General features: G+C 69.4%; 15 protein-coding genes and 1 rRNA gene. 8 read left to right on the plus strand and 8 right to left on the minus strand.

The window, feature by feature from the left end; translation table 11 throughout:
• Together rrf and ACWDZ6_RS14795 are read left to right on the plus strand one after the other, a co-directional pair.
• Nucleotides 1-92: ribosomal RNA gene (rrf, locus tag ACWDZ6_RS14790) — 5S ribosomal RNA — on the plus strand; the annotation flags it as partial.
• 166 nt (nt 93-258) lie between these two features.
• On the plus strand, nt 259-816 hold the full coding sequence (locus tag ACWDZ6_RS14795; RefSeq protein WP_451503148.1) for a GNAT family N-acetyltransferase: 558 nt from the start codon (nt 259-261) through the stop codon (nt 814-816).
• Between the two features lie 39 nt (nt 817-855).
• On the opposite strand, the gene ACWDZ6_RS14800 is transcribed toward ACWDZ6_RS14795, so the two are convergent.
• The 6 genes from ACWDZ6_RS14800 to ACWDZ6_RS14825 all read right to left on the minus strand — a co-directional run bounded on the left by ACWDZ6_RS14800 (nt 856) and on the right by ACWDZ6_RS14825 (nt 8,246).
• Nucleotides 856-2,607, minus strand: coding sequence for a type VI secretion protein (locus ACWDZ6_RS14800; RefSeq protein ID WP_451503149.1), 1,752 nt, complete (start codon nt 2,605-2,607; stop codon nt 856-858).
• A 1-nt stretch (nt 2,608) separates the two neighbouring features.
• Nucleotides 2,609-4,021 carry an ATP-binding protein gene (locus ACWDZ6_RS14805; protein WP_366734148.1) on the minus strand — a complete coding sequence of 471 codons (1,413 nt, stop codon included), beginning with the start codon at nt 4,019-4,021 and terminating at the stop codon, nt 2,609-2,611.
• A gap of 18 nt (nt 4,022-4,039) precedes the next feature.
• Nucleotides 4,040-5,590, minus strand: a complete 1,551-nt coding sequence (locus tag ACWDZ6_RS14810) for an SCO6880 family protein (RefSeq protein WP_451503150.1) — start codon at nt 5,588-5,590, stop codon at nt 4,040-4,042.
• Complete coding sequence (locus ACWDZ6_RS14815; protein ID WP_451503151.1) at nt 5,587-6,912, minus strand: hypothetical protein; 1,326 nt, start codon at nt 6,910-6,912, stop codon at nt 5,587-5,589. Before ACWDZ6_RS14815 ends, ACWDZ6_RS14810 begins: the two co-directional genes overlap by 4 nt.
• Nucleotides 6,902-7,762: a hypothetical protein gene (locus tag ACWDZ6_RS14820; RefSeq protein ID WP_451503152.1), complete on the minus strand. Its 861-nt coding sequence runs from the start codon at nt 7,760-7,762 to the stop codon at nt 6,902-6,904. Before ACWDZ6_RS14820 ends, ACWDZ6_RS14815 begins: the two co-directional genes overlap by 11 nt.
• A 175-nt stretch (nt 7,763-7,937) precedes the next feature.
• Complete coding sequence (locus tag ACWDZ6_RS14825; RefSeq protein WP_142217964.1) at nt 7,938-8,246, minus strand: hypothetical protein; 309 nt, start codon at nt 8,244-8,246, stop codon at nt 7,938-7,940.
• A 492-nt stretch (nt 8,247-8,738) separates the two neighbouring features.
• On the opposite strand from ACWDZ6_RS14825, the gene ACWDZ6_RS14830 reads away from it, so the two are divergent.
• From ACWDZ6_RS14830 to ACWDZ6_RS14840, 3 genes are all read left to right on the plus strand, one after another.
• A complete protein-coding gene (locus tag ACWDZ6_RS14830; RefSeq protein ID WP_451503153.1) occupies nt 8,739-9,542 on the plus strand; it encodes an SAM-dependent methyltransferase in 804 nt (267 codons plus the stop codon).
• A gap of 69 nt (nt 9,543-9,611) precedes the next feature.
• Nucleotides 9,612-10,613: a C40 family peptidase gene (locus tag ACWDZ6_RS14835; protein ID WP_389181769.1), complete on the plus strand. Its 1,002-nt coding sequence runs from the start codon at nt 9,612-9,614 to the stop codon at nt 10,611-10,613.
• A 248-nt stretch (nt 10,614-10,861) separates the two neighbouring features.
• Nucleotides 10,862-11,608, plus strand: a complete 747-nt coding sequence (locus ACWDZ6_RS14840; protein ID WP_451503154.1) for a phosphatase PAP2 family protein — start codon at nt 10,862-10,864, stop codon at nt 11,606-11,608.
• 202 nt (nt 11,609-11,810) lie between these two features.
• On the opposite strand, the gene ACWDZ6_RS14845 is transcribed toward ACWDZ6_RS14840, so the two are convergent.
• Nucleotides 11,811-13,385, minus strand: coding sequence for an FAD-binding oxidoreductase (locus ACWDZ6_RS14845; RefSeq protein WP_451503155.1), 1,575 nt, complete (start codon nt 13,383-13,385; stop codon nt 11,811-11,813).
• Nucleotides 13,386-13,785: 400 nt separating this feature from the next.
• Between ACWDZ6_RS14845 and ACWDZ6_RS14850 the strand changes: the two genes are divergently transcribed.
• Both ACWDZ6_RS14850 and ACWDZ6_RS14855 read left to right on the plus strand, forming a co-directional pair.
• Nucleotides 13,786-14,616 carry a hypothetical protein gene (locus tag ACWDZ6_RS14850; RefSeq protein WP_451503156.1) on the plus strand — a complete coding sequence of 277 codons (831 nt, stop codon included), beginning with the start codon at nt 13,786-13,788 and terminating at the stop codon, nt 14,614-14,616.
• 75 nt (nt 14,617-14,691) lie between these two features.
• A complete protein-coding gene (locus tag ACWDZ6_RS14855) occupies nt 14,692-14,883 on the plus strand; it encodes a hypothetical protein (RefSeq protein WP_451503157.1) in 192 nt (63 codons plus the stop codon).
• A 122-nt stretch (nt 14,884-15,005) separates the two neighbouring features.
• On the opposite strand, the gene ACWDZ6_RS14860 is transcribed toward ACWDZ6_RS14855, so the two are convergent.
• On the minus strand, nt 15,006-15,362 hold the full coding sequence (locus tag ACWDZ6_RS14860) for a metal-sensitive transcriptional regulator (RefSeq protein ID WP_389181717.1): 357 nt from the start codon (nt 15,360-15,362) through the stop codon (nt 15,006-15,008).
• A gap of 275 nt (nt 15,363-15,637) precedes the next feature.
• Here ACWDZ6_RS14860 and ACWDZ6_RS14865 point away from each other — a divergent pair, with 275 nt between their 5' ends.
• Nucleotides 15,638-16,258: a DUF47 domain-containing protein gene (locus ACWDZ6_RS14865; RefSeq protein WP_326650890.1), complete on the plus strand. Its 621-nt coding sequence runs from the start codon at nt 15,638-15,640 to the stop codon at nt 16,256-16,258.
• The last annotated feature ends 4 nt before the right edge of the window (nt 16,259-16,262 follow it).

Raw genomic sequence — 16,262 nt, forward strand, 5'->3', positions numbered from 1 at the left:
CGCCCGGTTACATTCCGAACCCGGAAGCTAAGCCTTTCAGCGCCGATGGTACTGCAGGGGGGACCCTGTGGGAGAGTAGGACACCGCCGAACAATTATTGTGGGAAAGCCCCGTACCGTCATGGTGCGGGGCTTTTCTGCGTTCAGAACCCATTAGGCAACGCTACGGAGCGGGCGGCGGGGCCAGGCGGTGCGCAGTACCGGAGTACGACGGTGAAACCCCGTTGCTCAGGAGCACAGGCCCGGTCAGTATCGGCAGATGGATCAGAACGACTTTGTCATCCGCGCGGTGCGCGCCGAGGAGTGGGCGAAGGCCAGGGAGCTCCGGCTCGCCGCTCTGCAGGACCCGGCCGCACCTCTCGCCTTCCTGGAGACGTACGAGCAGGCGGTGGAGCGGCCGGACGGCTTCTGGCAGGACCGGGCCTCCACAGCGGCGGAGGGGATCGTCGCCCGCCAGTTCATCGCGGAGCACGCGGACGGGCGGTGGGTCGGCACGCTCACGGTCCTCGTCGAGCGGCCGGCCGGAGAGGTGCGGTTCGGGGAGGCGGCAAAGACCGACCAGACGCACGTGGTCGGGGTGTTCGTACGGCCCGAGGTGCGAGGCGCTGGTCTTGGGGACGCGCTGTTCGAGGCGGCGCTGGAGTGGTCCTGGTCGCTGGAGGGGCCGCCTGTGGAGCGGGTGCGGCTGTATGTGCACGAGCGCAACGCACGGGCCGCGGCGTTCTACCGGCGCGTCGGGTTTGTGCCGAGCGGGGACTCCGTACCCGCGCCCGGGGATTCCACGGCCCGCGAGGTGGAGCTCGAGGTCAAGCGTTAGCTCACGCAGTCAGCAGTTCACTCCGTGGCCGGTGCTGGGCTATTGGGGGAGCGGCTCGCGCCAGCGGGCGCGCGCCTGTTCGACGGAACGGAGCAGGACCAGGGTCGGCAGGCCCTGGTCCTGACCGGTTGCCAGCAGCTCCGGAAGGCTGGGAAGGGGAGCCACGGCCGCGACGTCGTCCAGGACGAGCGTCATTGGTGGGTCGAGCCGACCGTCGGATGACCGTGCGGCCATGCGGCGGCCGTGCTCGACCACGTCTGCGGCGAGTGCGGTGAGCAGAGGCATCGCGCCGGGGTGGGTTCTGGGGTCCTCGATCTGTTCACCCACCACATAAAGGGTTCCCCCTTCGTTTATGAATGATTCCAAGGTGAGGGAATCCGTTCGGTTTGGGGTGCAAGCCTCACGAATGTGGATCGAGGAGAGCGCGGAGAGCGCGCGTACCACCAACTGCTGGGCGATCTCCCGGCGTTCGGGATGCCCGGTGAGCGCGGACTCGAGCAGCCCGGCGAGTCCGGCGGTGGCCTTGGGGTGCGTACGGAGGATGCGTACCGCGTCATGGGCGTTGCCGCCCTGTGCCCAGCGGTGGAGCTGCTTGAACGGGCGTCCGTCCACAGCGGCGGCATGCAGCCAGCAGCGTACGAGCGTCTCCGCGGTGTCGGCCATGGCCGCGTCGAGGAGAGCACGGGGTCTTATGGGCGCGAGCAGGGCGGCGGCGCGTGCGGCGGCGGTGTCGGCGTTCTCGCACTGTGCGGTGGGCGACCAGTGGAGGCGGGCGGGGGTGTCGCAGAGATGCCCGGGATCGTAGACGAGAACGGGGCCGAGCTTGGCCCGCGCGTCCTTGGTCCCGGCCCACACCGTGGGATCGGAAGTGACGACGAGCGCCGGCCCTTCGGCGTCGAGGACGGCCTGAACGGTGACCGGGCGACGGGTGGCGGGATTGCCGTAGAGGATCCGGGGGGTGCGGGGGACAGGGACGATGTGCGTCTCCCGCCCGGCCGCGCCGTGCGCCGTGAAGGGGTTGGGACCCGCGGGCTCGGCGTGCGGGCTCGCGGCTGCGCCGTCACCCGTCGTGGCATGGGCCGGGTGGGGGCTCGCGACTGCGCTGTCGCCGGGTGCGGCGGCCGGTGGGGTGCCGGGCTGGTGCCCGGTTCCCGGGTAGGCGTGGGCGTCTTGGCTCGCGGCTGGGGCGTACGGGCCCGTGGACGCTCCCGGCGAGGGGGTGACGGGGCCGGAGCCGGCCCGGGGGTCCCAGCCGTTCCCTCCCTGGTCGGCAGCCCGCGGCTGCCCGCGGCGGCTGTCGGTCGGCTTCGCCGGGTCCGGGCCTCCCGTGTACGTGTCCGCGGCCGAGGAGCCCGCCGGGTCCCAGCCCTCCGCCTTCGCGACGCGGGCGGACCGATGTGAGGGCGAGCCGGAGACGCGGCCCGCGCGGACCGCGCGCCAGCGGGCGAGCGTGCCGAGGACGAACACCGTCAGTACCACCAGCACCATCAACTCACCTATGGCCAGGCCCCAGAACAGCCCGTACCCCGACAGCTCCGCCGGCGGAGTGTCCGGCCATGCGGCCGGGAGGTCGTGCGGCTTGGACGCCAGCGCCCGCATGGCCAGCGGCGTGCGGGCGAAGGTGACGTCCGCCGGCCACGAGCCGTGCGTCATCAGGGCCGCCAGCCCCGTGGCCGTCCAGACCAGCAGGGTCAGCCCGAGCAGGAAACCGAGCAGGCCCACCAGCAGGCCGTCGGGGATGCCGCGCTCGTCCCGGTCCTCGGCGTGCTGGTAGTCACGGCGGTCGCGCATGTCATGCCACCGTTGACTCGGAGGACTCGTCCAGCTGCCGCCGCTCGACCAGGGCCGCGCGCTGCTCCGCCTCCCACTCCGCGGCGGCCACGTCCTCGGGCAGCGCAGGCCCCGAGGATTCCGTCATCGCCCGGTCCGTGAAGACCAGTGGTCTCTCCGCCTCCGTCACCAGGTGTTTGACCACCTGGACGTTGCCGTTGACGTCCCAGACCGCGATGCCGGGAGTGAGCGTCGGAATGATTTCCACCGCCCACCGCGGCAGGCCGAGCACACGGCCCGTCGCCCGTGCCTCGTCCGCCTTCTGTGCGTAGATCGTTCTCGTCGACGCCATCTTCAGGATCGCCGCCGCCTCCCGTGCCGCCGCCCCGTCGACCACGTCCGAGAGATGGTGGACGACGGCCACGAAGGACAGGCCCAGTCGGCGGCCGAATTTCAGCAGGCGCTGGAAGAGCTGTGCCACAAAGGGCGAGTTGATGATGTGCCACGCCTCCTCCACCAGGAAGATGCGCTTCTTGCGGTCCGGGCGGATCCAGGTGTGCTCCAGCCACACCCCCACGATCGCCATCAGGATCGGCATGGCGATCGAGTTCCGGTCGATGTGCGAGAGGTCGAAGACGATCAGCGGCGCGTCCAGATCGATCCCCACCGTCGTGGGTCCGTCGAACATGCCGCGCAGGTCACCGTCGACCAGTCGGTCCAGGACGAGCGCGACATCCAGGCCCCACGCGCGTACGTCGTCTATGTCGACATTCATGGACTCGGCGGACTCCGCCTCCGGGTGCCGCAGCTGGTCCACGATGTCGGTCAGCACCGGCTGCCGGTCGAGGATCGTCTCGTTGACGTATGCGTGCGCCACCTTCAGCGCGAAGCCCGAGCGCTCGTCGAGTCCGTGCCCCATGGCGACCTCGATGATCGTACGGAGCAGCGCGAGCTGTCCCGTCGTCGTGATCGCGGGGTCGAGCGGATTGAGCCGGATACCGCCGTCCAGTGCCGTCATCGGGTCCAGCCGGATGGGGGTTATCCCCAGCTCCTGGGCGACGAGGTTCCACTCGCCCACTCCGTCCTCGCCCTGCGCGTCCAGCACCACCACCTGGCGGTCGCGGAAGCGCAACTGCCGAAGTACGTAGGTCTTCTCGAGCGCGGACTTGCCGTTGCCGGACTCGCCGAGCACCAGCCAGTGGGGGGCCGGCAGCTGCTGGCCGTACAGCTGGAAGGGGTCGTAGATATAACCCTTGCCGCTGTACACCTCGCGGCCGATGATCACGCCGGAGTCACCGAGGCCGGGCGCGGCGGTGGGGAGGTAGACGGCCTGCGCCTGCCCCGTCGATGTACGGACGGGCAGACGGGTCGTCTCCACCTTCCCGAAGAGGAAGGAGGTGAAGGCATCCGTGAAGACGGACAGCGGATCTCGCATGGCGGACTGCCCTCTCGTTCAGCGTCGGATGCCGGTCGCGAACGGCAAGGTGTTCACAAAGGCCCGGTGGTGCTCGCGGTCGCACCACTCCAGCTTCAGGTACGACTTGCCGGCCGAGGCCCTGATCGTGCGCTTGTCCCGGGCCAGGGCCTCGGGCGAACGCGATGACACAGTGATGTACCCGACGAGGTTGACCCCGGCCGCACCGCTGGCCAGATCTTCACCCCGCTGGTCGAGCCGTCCGTGGGCGGCGATGTCCCGGGGGTCGACGGTCCGGTTCATCTTGGCGGCGCGGCTCGCGTCCGCCTCGTCGTTCGTCTTCTCGGTGAGCATCCGCTCGATGGCGACCTCGGTGGGCTCCAGGTCCATGCAGACCGCGACCGTACGGATCACATCGGGCGTGTGGACGAGCAGCGGCGCCAGGAAGTTGACGCCGACCGGTGTCATCGGCCACTCCTTCACCCAGGCGGTGGAGTGACACCAGGGCGCGCGGGTGGACGACTCACGGGTCTTCGCCTGCAGATACGTCGGCTGCATGGCGTCCAGCTCGGCCGGCCAGGCGTTCCGTTTCGTCATCGCCTGGATGTGGTCGATGGGGTGGTCGGGGTCGTACATCGAGTGGACGAGAGAGGCAAGACGGCCCTGGCCGAGCGGCTGGCGGACCCGGATGTCCGCCTCGGCGAGACGGGCACAGATGTCGGTGAGCTCGCGGGCCATGACGACGGCGAGGCCCGCGTCCTTGTCGAGCTTGCGGCCGGACTGCGGGCGGGCGGCACGGGCCATCGCGTGGGCCTCGGCGGCCAGTTCACGGGTGTAGTGCATGCACGCGACGAGGTACGCGCGGTGCTGCTCGCTGGAGGTGGAGACCATCGACTGGAGCTGGTCGTACGAGTCCCGCAGCCACATCGGCGTCTGCTGGTCGCCGCGCTGGGCAACGTCCTTGGCGTGCGCGTCGGGGTCGGCGGGGAGCGTACGGGCGAGCATCTGAAGGCGCGTCACAAAGCCGTCGCCGTTGGCCACATGCTTCAGCAGCGTGCCGAAGCGGTCGACGAGAGCTTCCTGGTCCTCGCTGTCGCGCAGTCCGACGCCGGGGCCCTCGATCTCGATGGCGGCGGTGACGGTACGGCGGTCGGCGTGCAGCAGTACGGCGATCTCGTCCGGACCGAAGGGTGCGGCGAGCCAGTTGATCCTGCCGATGCCCGGGGGCGGGCCGACCTCGATCTCACGGCCGTCGAGGTGGGTACCGGCCTCGGCGGCGGAGGAGCGGTAGAGGGTGCCGCCGCGCAGGGTGCGCTTGTAACTGCGGTTGATCTCGAACCACTTGTAGAAGGTGCGGTGCTTGAACGGGACGTACACGGCGGCGAGAGCGAGGAGCGGGAAGCCCATCAGCAGCACGATCCGCAGGGACAGGACGGGGACCAGCAGCCCGCTCATCATGCCGAGGAACGCGCCGGCGATGATCAGCGCGATCTCGCCGGTCTCGCGGTTCTTGCCGACGATCGCGTTCGGCCGGGCACGGCCGATGAGATACGTACGGCGGGGCGTGATCGTTTGGGACTGGGTGGTCAACGCCCTCCACCTCCTGTGCTCTTGCGGTTGCTGTGCGGGTTGCTGGTGCCGGGACTGCTACGGGGCGGGGGCGCGGCGGGGGCGGATCCGCCTCCTCCGGCGCTTCCGCCGGGGTTGCGGCTGCTGTGCGCGGCGACGCCTCCGCTGATGGGGTTGGCGGGGCGCGGGGCGCTGCCGTTGTTGCTGTCGCCGCCGCCCTGGTTGCCGCGGCTGCTGTGGGTCTTGATGCCCTGCGAGACGAGGGCGGCGGGGGAGCTGATGACGGCGGCCGCCGTGTTCTCGGCGCCGTTCTGTAGGCGGTTGTTGCGGGAGGCGACGATCTCGTCGCCGAAACCGGGGACGAAGCGGTAGATCATCGCGGAGGCGAAGATGGCGAGCAGGATGATCGCGAGGCCGGAGACGACGGCGGAGAAGGACTCGGGCCCCTTGTCGGCGGCGAGGGCGCCCGCGAGTCCGAGAACGATGGCGATCACGGGCTTGACCAGGATGATCGCGATCATGATGCCGGCCCAGCGGCGGACGTGCCCCCACATGTTCTTGTCGACGAGTCCGGCGTAGACGACGACGCCGAGAAGGGCACCGATGTAGAGCAGGACGGCGCGGATGAACAGCTCGAGATAGAGCACACCCGCGGCGAGAACGGTGACCAGCGAGACGACGATCAGCATGATCGGCCCGCCGCCGATGTCGGTGCCCTTCTTCAGAGCGCCGGCGAAGTTCCCGAAGAACTGGTCGGTCTGGCCGCTGGTGCCGCCGGCGATGACCTCGGTGACACCGTCGGTCGCGGAGACGAGGGTGTAGAGGATCAGCGGGGTGAAGGCGGACGCGAGGACGGTCAGCCAGAGGAAGCCGACGGCCTCGGAAATGGCGGTGGTGAGGGGGACGCCGCGGATGGCGCGCTTGGCGACGGCGAGGAGCCAGAGGACGAGCGTGAGGATGGTGGCGGCGGCGAAGACGACGGCGTACTGGGAGAGGAATGCGGTGTTGGTGAAGTCGACGGTGGCGGTGGACTTCACGGCTTTGGAGAGGGTGTCGACGGTCCACACGGCGGCGTCGGCGCAGCCGCGGGCGAGGGAGGAGAGGGGGTCGAGGGCGTCGGCGGGATCGGGAGGGGTGGAGCGGGGGGCGCCGCCGGGGGCGCCGTTGTCGCAGTAGTCCCGTGCGGGGCCCGCGATGAGCCCGCACGGGTTGTCGCTCTTGCTCGGCGTGGGCGTCGGCGTAGGGGCAGCGGTGGCTCGGGCCGCGAACAGGAACGCCGCCGTGTGGACGGCCGTCACGATGGTCAGGATGGAGCGCGTCCGAGGGTGAGGGTTAACGGGCATACGTGAACCCTCCGAATTCCTTGACCGCGCCGGCGATTTCGTCGGACCCGGACACGGGATTGTCACCGGTGACCGGTGTGGGTCCAGTCTTCTGGCTGGTCTCCAGGATCCTCCAGTCGGACCCGTTCCACTTCAGCTTGACGTTCACCGTGAACCAGCCGCTCGTCACCGGCTTGGTGGACTTCTCGCCCGTCAGCCCGAACAGGCCCATGCACCAGACGTCGACAGCAGCCGTCTCGCCCGCGAAGTTCAGGACCTTGGTGCCCGCGGGCAGTGTGCGATTGACGAACGTCGACCCCGCTGGGGCGGCGCCATCGGCACTCAGGCCGATCTGCGCGAGGAATGCAGTGGAATAGTCGGCGTCGAACCCCGACTGGAGCTTGTTCAGCGTGCTGGCGTCGGCGACGGACTTTACGATGTCGTGACGGCGCGTCTGGTTGAACATGCCGTCAGAACCCAGCGCCACCGCATAGTTCGCCGCCGCGCTCTGCGCCCCCTGCTCGTCCTTCGCGTACCCCGAAGGAATCCCCCCGGCCTTCTCCTCCACCGGCTTCACCCCTGTCGCCGCCGTCGGCTGCGCCGCCGCCCCCTTGCCCCCGCCCTCCGACGGGTCGGCCTCGCCCGCGCCGCCGCCCTGGTTCGCGAACGCGATAGCCGCGATCAGCAGCACCACCACGCCCATCACCGTGATGAGGGAGCGTGAGCTCCGTACGGGTCTGCGCGCGCCGCCGTAGACATCGGTTTCGCCGCCGCCCGGCAGGCGCGTACGGGTCTGGCCCGAGCCGCCGAACCCCTCCGCCGTACGGCCGCCCGACTCGCCGCCGTAGCCGTGCTCGTCACCGAGGCTCATCTCGGGTAGTCCCCCTCAACCGTTCGCAGTTCCGCGTAGTACGACGCGCATTCCGACGCGTAGTACGACGGTAGTCGTGCTGCTTCCCTTGCGGGCGTGGTGTGGTGACTCGACATCAGGGAGACGCAACCTCAAAGGGTGGGCCGGGGCACGCCCGGAGAGGACCGGCGGGGGATCAGACAGCCATCCCGTACACGATGGTGAACAAGGTCCCCAGCGACCCGATGATGAAGACGCCGGTCAGACCGGCGACGATCAGGCCCTTTCCCTGTTCGGCGCTGAAAGTGTCGCGGAGTGCCGTCGCTCCGATGCGCTGTTTGGCCGCGCCCCAGATCGCGATGCCGAGGCACAGGAGGATGGCCACGGCCATCACAACCTCGATCATCACTCTGGCCTCGTTCCCCAGACTCCCGAAAGGCCCCCAGTTCGGGGCGATTCCGCCGATGATGGTGGTGATGTCGCCCTTTTCGGCTGCCAGGATCATGTAACTCACCGCCCCTGTTGGGTTGTTCAGTGCCCTTGCCGCTCGGCATGGGCCGTCGTTCTATCTTCGCTGATGAAACCGCCCCCGTAAGCCGACTTGGAGGGTCTCTTTACCCGATCTCCGCACGTTTGACCGATCCAGCCTCCCTGACCTGCGGTGGCATCGACCGGAGAAGGCGCGAGGAGTACGTATGGTAACTCTGTGTATCACGGAGGGTGACTCCGGGCAATTACTGTCGTTGTTACACGTTTGGGCGCTGCGGACGTCCATCGTCCGCGGTTGTCGATACGACGAGGCCCCCATGCCCCGTAAGAGGACAGCGGCCCTCCCTCCTGCTCTGTCGCCGGTCTTGCAGTCCGGGTCGACGTGGGGAGCGCTCACCGGTCCGGCCGGAGCCGTGGCGGGAGACCCGATGCGGGGGAGCCGCGGCAGGACCGCCGGGCTGAATGCCCTTCGCCTCAACATCGCTCCTGCCGCGCCGAGTTGGCTATCTTGGACCGTGTGACCGATAACGCGCACTTACTCGCAAGGATCGACACCACGCGCCCCCACACCGCCCGGATCTGGAACTACTGGACCGGTGGCAAGGACAACTACACCGTTGACCGCGAAGCCGGTGACCAGATCCGTGCGCTCCATCCCGGGATCGGCGACTACGCCCTCGCCGACCGGCTGTTCCTGGGGCGGGCCGTGCACCATCTCGCCGCCGAGGTGGGTATCCGGCAGTTCCTCGACATCGGGACCGGGCTGCCCAGCGCGGACAACACCCACGAGGTGGCCCAGCGCGCCGAGCCCGGGGCCCGCATCGTGTACGTGGACAACGATCCCCTCGTCCTCGCGCACGCCCGCGCCCTGCTCACCAGTACGCCCGAGGGCCGCACCGACTATCTCGACGCGGATCTGCGCGACGTCGACACGATTCTGGAGCGCGCCGGCCGGACGCTGGACCTCAGCCGGCCGGTCGCGCTGATGCTGCTCGGCGTCGTGATCTTCATCGAGGACGACGAGGAGTCGTACGGCATCGTCCACCACCTCATGGACGCGCTGCCCGCCGGAAGTCATCTTGTCCTGTCCCACACCATCACCAGTCCGGCGATGCCGGATGTGGATGCGGCCGTCGCGTTCTGGAACGAGCACGGCACGCCCCGGCTCACCCAGCGCACCCCGCAGCAGCTCACCCGGTACTTCGACGGCCTCGAAATGCTGGAGCCCGGCGTGGTTTCGTGTTCCCAATGGCGGCCCGAGGTGACTGCGGATGAGGTCGCCATGTTCGGCGGCGTGGGACGCAAACCCTAGGCGCGCGGGTGGAGACGGGCAGGAACGCGGCTTGGATGGGGGAGGGTTGAGGGCGTGCGAAAAGTCTGGATGGCCGGTGGAGTCGGGATCGGGCTGTGCCTGAGCTTCGTCGCGCTGCTCGTCGTCGGGACCTACTCCGCCGCTGCCGGGCTCATGGGCGGTGTGAACGGCGGCGGTCGTGCCGTCGGGCTGGCCAAGGGTGCCGTGCCCGCGCTCTATCAGCCGCTCGTGCAGAAGTGGGGCAACCTCTGCCCGGCCATCAACCCCGCTCTGCTCGCCGCCCAGCTCTATCAGGAGAGCGGCTGGAACCCCAGGGCGCAGAGCCCCGCCGCGGCCCAGGGCATCGCGCAGTTCATCCCCGGCACCTGGGCCGCGCACAGTGTCGACGGCGACAAGGACGGCGACCGGGACGTCTGGGATCCGGCCGACGCGATTCCGTCCGCCGCCTCGTACGACTGTGAACTGGCCGGATATGTAAAGAAAGCGCCCGGCAACGCGACCGACAACATGCTCGCCGCGTACAACGCCGGCGCCTACGCCGTCATCAAGTACCAAGGCGTACCGCCGTACCGCGAGACACAGAACTATGTGAAGGTCATCCGCACCCTGGAGAAGAGCTTCGCCAGGCCCGTCGGACGGGTCGAGCCGTCGCGGCAGGCGGCCGGGGCGATCTACTTCGCACAGCAGAAGCTCGGTACGAAATATCTGTGGGGTGGCAACGGCACGCCCGAACAGGGCGGCCGCTTCGACTGTTCCGGGCTGACCCAGGCCGCGTACCGGACTGTCGGGATCGAGCTGCCGCGCGTCGCGAACGACCAGTACAACGCCGGCGAGCATCCGTCACGGGACGAGCTGCTCCCCGGCGATCTGGTCTTCTTCTCCGACGATCTCACCAACTCGCGGGCGATCAGGCATGTCGGGCTCTATGTCGGCGGCGGGTACATGATCGACGCTCCGTACACCGGCGCCGTGATCCGCTTCGACAAGATCGACACTCCGGACTACTTCGGTGCGACCAGGGTCACCAAGGACGGTGCGAAGGCGCTGCCGACGCCGTTGCCGGAAGCCTGACGAGCTGTCCGGAGTGGCTGGAACTCTCTGCTGAGCCACGTCTCTGAGCTGCAACGATGTGTCACTCTTCGATAACGTCATGGTGATCGTTCGGTGGAGAGTGGAACGTATACAGGGAACGGGGCGTTCCCTGGACTGGGACAGCCGCACTGACCATGCAGCAGACACCGCACTGACCACGGGGGTTGGCACAGGCGACGCACTTGGAGGTGCGTCGCGGCAGGCGACAAGGCAAGGGGCCGCAGCAGATGGCTGGACTCGCATTGGGGTTCCCCCTGACGGAGTCAAGGGGCGGGTCCGATCCCGATCTCAGCCTGCTCTACGACATCAACGGCCTGGCCAAGGACGCCCCCTCGTGGCTCGATCGCACCATGGAATTCATCGGCGAGTACGGAATCATGCTCGCGATGGTGCTCGTGGTGCTCTGGTGCTGGTGGAGCGTGCGCCGGCGCGGCACCACCGAGGACTCGGTCTCCGCGGTCGCCGGGCTGGTCTGGGCGCCGCTCGCCGCCGGACTCGCGCTGCTGGTCAACATCCCCATCCGCGGGTTCGTCGAACGGCCGCGGCCGTTCCTGGACCACCAGGGCATTGAAGTCCTGGTGGCCGGAAAGACCGACTACTCGTTCGTGAGCGACCACGCGACGATGGCGATGGCCCTCGGCGCCGGACTCTTCCTCGCGCACCGGAAGTTCGGGCTCGCCGCGATCGGTCTCGCGCTGGCCGAGGGCTTCTGCCGCGTCTACATGGGCGTGCACTACCCGACCGATGTGGTCGGCGGATTCGCGCTCGGGACGGCGGTGACGCTGCTGCTCGCGCCGCTCGCGCTGGCGCTGCTGACACCGCTGATGTCGGCGGTCGCCGGGTCGGGGCGGGTGGCGTGGCTCGTACGGTCGAAGCGGGCGGCGGCGGGGTCGGCGGACCGGCCGGAGGCGGTCGGCATTCCGGAGCCGAGGACCGAGGGGTCCGGAGCCGGGGACAAAGACCTGGCGGCCTGACGCCCGGCGGGCCGTACCTGGCGGGCTGCGGACCGGCCCGTACCTGGCGGCCTGAGGCCGACCCCGTAGCCCGGCCGCCCGTACCTGGCGGCCCGTACCCGGCGGCTGAGGACCCCGGCCCGCACCTGGCGGCCCGAGGCCGGGTCCGTATGTAGCGGCCTGCGCCCCGCCCCCGGCCTGGCCGCCCCGCCTCCCCGTACGTCTACAGCGCCTGCGGGAAGTTGAAGACCCTGCCCGGGTCGTACTGCTTCTTCAGCCGGGTGAGGCGGTCCGCGGCAGGCCCGTAGTACGCCCGGCGCCAGTCGGTCAGCGTCGGATCTATGTAGTTCTGGTACGCGGCTCCCGACGCATACCGGCGCATCGACGCGTGGGCGTTTTTCAGCCAGGCCTGCTGGGCGGTGCCCGAGGTGCCAGGACGCCAGGAGCCGATGTACTGCGCGAGCATCCGGGACCGCCGGTGGACGAACGACGTCGCCAGCGGGTCCACACGGTTGACCGCTCCGCCGAGCGCGGTGAGTGCGATGGAGCCGCCGCCCCCGCCCTGGCCGGGCGTGATCCTCGTGAACGCCTCGGTCGCGGAGATCAGGGCGCGCACTCCGGCCGGGGAGAGGTTGCGGTCGAAGAAGTCGGAGGCCGCGGCGTAGGTCTCGCGCTGCAGCGCGCCCTGAGGCGTACGGCCCGGAGTGGTGCCCGGCAGATGGCACTGCGCCTGGGTGATCGTCGTGCAGTTCGCGTAGCCGAGCATCGCCTCCCGGTAGCTGCGGCGGCGCACCGAGACAGAGCGGGCGGGCGAGCCGGCCTTGTCGGCGAGACGGTCGAGCGCGTTCTTGAGGTCTCCCTCGCTGCCGAGGGAGAACGCGGCGATGGAGAGGGTCGGCGTGCCGCCGGGCCCGGCGGCGAGATGCGCGGACGACCAGATCTCGTCCGGCTGGTCCGGTCCCCACTGCTGCCAGGCGCCGAGGACGGCCGCGGCTTTCGCCCAGGGCCAGGTGAGATAGGCGGTGACGGTGGGTGGCGTGGGACGTGTACGGAAGTGGAGCCGGGTCACGACGCCGAAGTTGCCGTTGCCGGCACCGCGCAGCGCCCAGAAGAGGTCCTTGTTCTCGGTGGCGCTCGCGGTCAGCTGCTTGCCGTCGGCCGTGACGATGGTCGCGGCGGTGAGGCTGTCGCAGGTCAGGCCGTAGGCGCGTGAGGTGACGCCATGACCGCCGCCGAGAGTGAGACCGGACACACCGACGGAGGGGCACGAGCCCGCGGGGATGGTGCGGTTGTGGCGGGCGAGGCCGTCGTAGACGTCGATGAGCTTGGCGCCGGCCCCGACGGAGCCGTCCTGGCCGACGCGGTTCAGCGAGGACACATCGATGACGAGGCGGCCGTTGCCCGATGACCAGCCGGCATAGGAATGGCCGCCGTTGCGGATGGAGACGGGGACGCGGTGGGCTCTGGCGTAGGCCAGGCACTCCTTGACGTCGTCCTCACCGGCGACATAGGCGACGGCGGCGGGCTTCAGCGAGTCGAAGCGGGTGTTGTAGAGCTGCCGGGCGGAGCGGTACGCGACGTCGCCGGGGCGTACGAGTTTCCCGTCGAGGCCGCGCGCGAGCGCGGTCCAGTCGGCCGCGGCGGAGGTGGTGATGGTGCTGCCGGCCGCGGGTCTGCCCGGTGAGCGGCTGCCGCCGGGCGTGCCGGTGGGAGCCGCGGCAGCGCCGTTGCCGTTCTTGCCTGTGCAGGCGGCAGCGGTGATGACTACAGCGGTGGTGAGCAGTGCGCGCCGGTCCATGGGGCCTCCTGGGGAACGAGACGGTTCCGGCGGGCGCGGGGTTCCCCCGGGGCGGGTGGTTTTCCCTGTGCCGCAGGGGCAAGGGCCGCGTCAGCGCTCCGTCGCGGGCATCGCGGGCGTCGCTGTGTGCAACTCGGCGTCCGAACGTGCCCTTTCGCGGGAACGCCGGGCAGGCCCGAACCACCCACAGGTACAGCGGGCGACGGCGAATGAGCCGCGGTCGGCCGTGGTGGCTCGGTGCGGCGGGGTCTCGCCGGTGAAGTCTTGCGGAGGCACCGCTCCACGGTACTGGGGCAGCGCCGAGGACGGACCCCCGCGTGACGAGGGGCCAGGGCGGTCGTTATGCGGGACGGGTGGGCTCCAGTACAAGCAGCGGTCCCGTGTTGGGGGTTGGCAGGCGATGGTGGTGCAGCAGCACAGGCGCAGAGGCGGGGCGTTCGCCGTCGCGGCCGTCGTACTGGGGGCGGTGGCGACGAGCGGGTGTTCCGTCGGCGGCGGTGCCGCGGCGGACGACCGGTGGGGCGGCGGCGGTGCCGACGACGTACGGAAGGCCGCCGACGTACTGGCAGGGGCAGGCAGCTCCAAGGCCCGTACGTCCATGGAGATGGCGACCGGCGGGACCCGGGTGACCATCCGGGGCGAGGGCGGCTACGACTTCAGGCGGCGGACCGGTCGGCTCAGGATCGTACTGCCCAAGGATCCGGCGGGCGCCGACGAGCACCGTCCGATCACCGAGTTGCTGACGCCCGGGGCGCTGTACATGAAGAACCGGGGCGCCGGAGTGCCGGCCGACAAGTGGGTCCGGGTCGACACGACCACGCTCGAGGACGGCAACCTGGTCACCGGCGGCGCGACCGATCCGCTCGCCGCCGCCGAACTGCTGCGCAGCGCGCGGGACGTGACGTACGTCGGAGAGGAAGCGCTGGCCGGGACGAGGGTGCGTCACTACCGGGGTACCACCGACATCGCGCAGGCGGCGCGGGTGGCCGAACCTCATGCGCGGGCCTCGCTGGCCGCCGCGGCGAAAGGGTTCGCCAAGGACATCGTGCCTTTCGACGTGTACCTCGACGACGACGGCCGGCTGCGCAAGGTGCGCCACCGGTTCAGCTTCACCAATCACGGCCGCCCGGTCGCCGTCACCTCGACCACCCTGCTGTACGACTTCGGGGCGCCGGTTGCCGTACGTCTCCCAGACCAACGGGACATTTACGCCGGGAAGATCAGGGCCTAAATGGTCCGGACGTGCCATGCGCGGTCCGTGCATCACTCCCTACGCTAGGAAGTCGACACCGGCAGGAAGAGGTGAATGCACGTGGCTCCGCCCAGTACTGCGACCGTCCAGGACCACGTGGCCCTCGCGGAGATCGAGCTGTGTGGTGAGTTGATCATCGCGGCGTCGGCCGCGGACGAGGAACGGCTCAGCCCGGACCGTATCGACGAGGTGCTCAAGGTGGTGGCCGAGCGGCCTGCGTTCTCGGGCTCGTCGCGGCAGGAGTGACCAGAAACACCGGGGCAACCGCTCAATCGAGCCACCGGCCGATTGATCACCGGGCGGCCGGGGCGCGGCCGGGACGCCGTGGCCGCGCCCCGCTCATGTACTAGGTGCGCAGAAGGCGCGTACTAGGTGCGCAGAAGGCGCGCGATCGCCTTCGTCGCCTCCTCGACCTTCGCGTCGATCTCTTCCCCGCCCTTCGCCGCGCCCTGCGCGGAGCTCTCGATGGCTGCACTGGCGACGCAGTGCCGCAGATGCTCCTCCAGCAGCTGGAGCGCGAACGACTGCAGAGCCTTGGTGGACGCGGAGACCTGGGTGAGTATGTCGATGCAGTAGACGTCCTCGTCGACCATCCGCTGCAGGCCACGGATCTGGCCCTCGATCCGGCGCAGCCGCTTGAGGTGCTCGTCCTTCTGCTTGTGATAGCCGTGCACACCGTGGTCGTGGTCGGTGACCGGGGGGCCGGCCGCCTCGGTGGTCGTCATCGCGTCCTCCCGTTGTCCGTCTGTCCTTGTCGGATGTGCTCTCGGACTGTCCTGTCCGGCTTCGCTGTGCGACTGTGCTGTGCGACTGTGCTTGTCCAGAAAGGGACTACATACCCCTCGTGGGTATATGGTAACGAATCGCGTGAGATCGGGGGCGGGGGGCCCGTGCGGACCACTGTGCCTGATGGGCGACACTGAACAACGCCGGTTAGCCGTGGCCGGATGATGCACCTAGCATCAGCCTGGCCGAATCCAAAGCATCCCGAGGACCCCACGTGCGATTTCGTCTGACCCCCAGGGAGACGAGCTTCTACGACATGTTCGCCGCCTCCGCGGACAACATCGTCACGGGCTCGAAGCTCCTGATGGAACTGCTCGGTGCGGATGCCTCCGCCCGGGCCGAGATCGCGGAGCGCATGCGGGCAGCGGAGCACGCGGGGGACGACGCCACCCACGCGATCTTCCACCAGCTGAACTCCTCGTTCATCACGCCGTTCGACCGCGAGGACATCTACAAGCTCGCCTCGTCGCTCGACGACATCATGGACTTCATGGAGGAGGCCGTCGACCTGGTCGTGCTCTACCAGGTCGAGGAGCTGCCCAAGGGCGTCGAGCAGCAGATCGAGGTACTGGCGCGGGCGGCGGAGCTGACCGCCGAGGCCATGCCGCATCTGCGGACCATGGAGAACCTCACCGAGTACTGGATCGAGGTCAACCGCCTCGAGAACCAGGCCGACCAGATCCACCGCAAGCTCCTTGCGACGCTCTTCAACGGTAAGTACGACGCCATCGAGGTGCTCAAGCTCAAGCAGATCGTGGATGTGCTGGAAGAGGCCGCGGATGCCTTCGAGCATGTCGCGAACACCGTGGAGACCATCGCGGTCAAGGAGTCCTGAACCT

Source organism: Streptomyces sp. NPDC002926 (assembly GCF_053591755.1).

Coding starts and splice junctions, on each gene's coding strand:
- ACWDZ6_RS14795 (WP_451503148.1), top strand. CDS start 259: ATGGATCAGAACGACTTTGTCATCCGCGCGGTGCGCGCCGAGGAGTGG.
- ACWDZ6_RS14800 (WP_451503149.1), bottom strand. CDS start 2,607: ATGCGCGACCGCCGTGACTACCAGCACGCCGAGGACCGGGACGAGCGC.
- ACWDZ6_RS14805 (WP_366734148.1), bottom strand. CDS start 4,021: ATGCGAGATCCGCTGTCCGTCTTCACGGATGCCTTCACCTCCTTCCTC.
- ACWDZ6_RS14815 (WP_451503151.1), bottom strand. CDS start 6,912: ATGCCCGTTAACCCTCACCCTCGGACGCGCTCCATCCTGACCATCGTG.
- ACWDZ6_RS14820 (WP_451503152.1), bottom strand. CDS start 7,762: ATGAGCCTCGGTGACGAGCACGGCTACGGCGGCGAGTCGGGCGGCCGT.
- ACWDZ6_RS14825 (WP_142217964.1), bottom strand. CDS start 8,246: ATGATCCTGGCAGCCGAAAAGGGCGACATCACCACCATCATCGGCGGA.
- ACWDZ6_RS14835 (WP_389181769.1), top strand. CDS start 9,612: ATGGCCGGTGGAGTCGGGATCGGGCTGTGCCTGAGCTTCGTCGCGCTG.
- ACWDZ6_RS14840 (WP_451503154.1), top strand. CDS start 10,862: ATGGCTGGACTCGCATTGGGGTTCCCCCTGACGGAGTCAAGGGGCGGG.
- ACWDZ6_RS14845 (WP_451503155.1), bottom strand. CDS start 13,385: ATGGACCGGCGCGCACTGCTCACCACCGCTGTAGTCATCACCGCTGCC.
- ACWDZ6_RS14850 (WP_451503156.1), top strand. CDS start 13,786: ATGGTGGTGCAGCAGCACAGGCGCAGAGGCGGGGCGTTCGCCGTCGCG.
- ACWDZ6_RS14855 (WP_451503157.1), top strand. CDS start 14,692: ATGCACGTGGCTCCGCCCAGTACTGCGACCGTCCAGGACCACGTGGCC.
- ACWDZ6_RS14860 (WP_389181717.1), bottom strand. CDS start 15,362: ATGACGACCACCGAGGCGGCCGGCCCCCCGGTCACCGACCACGACCAC.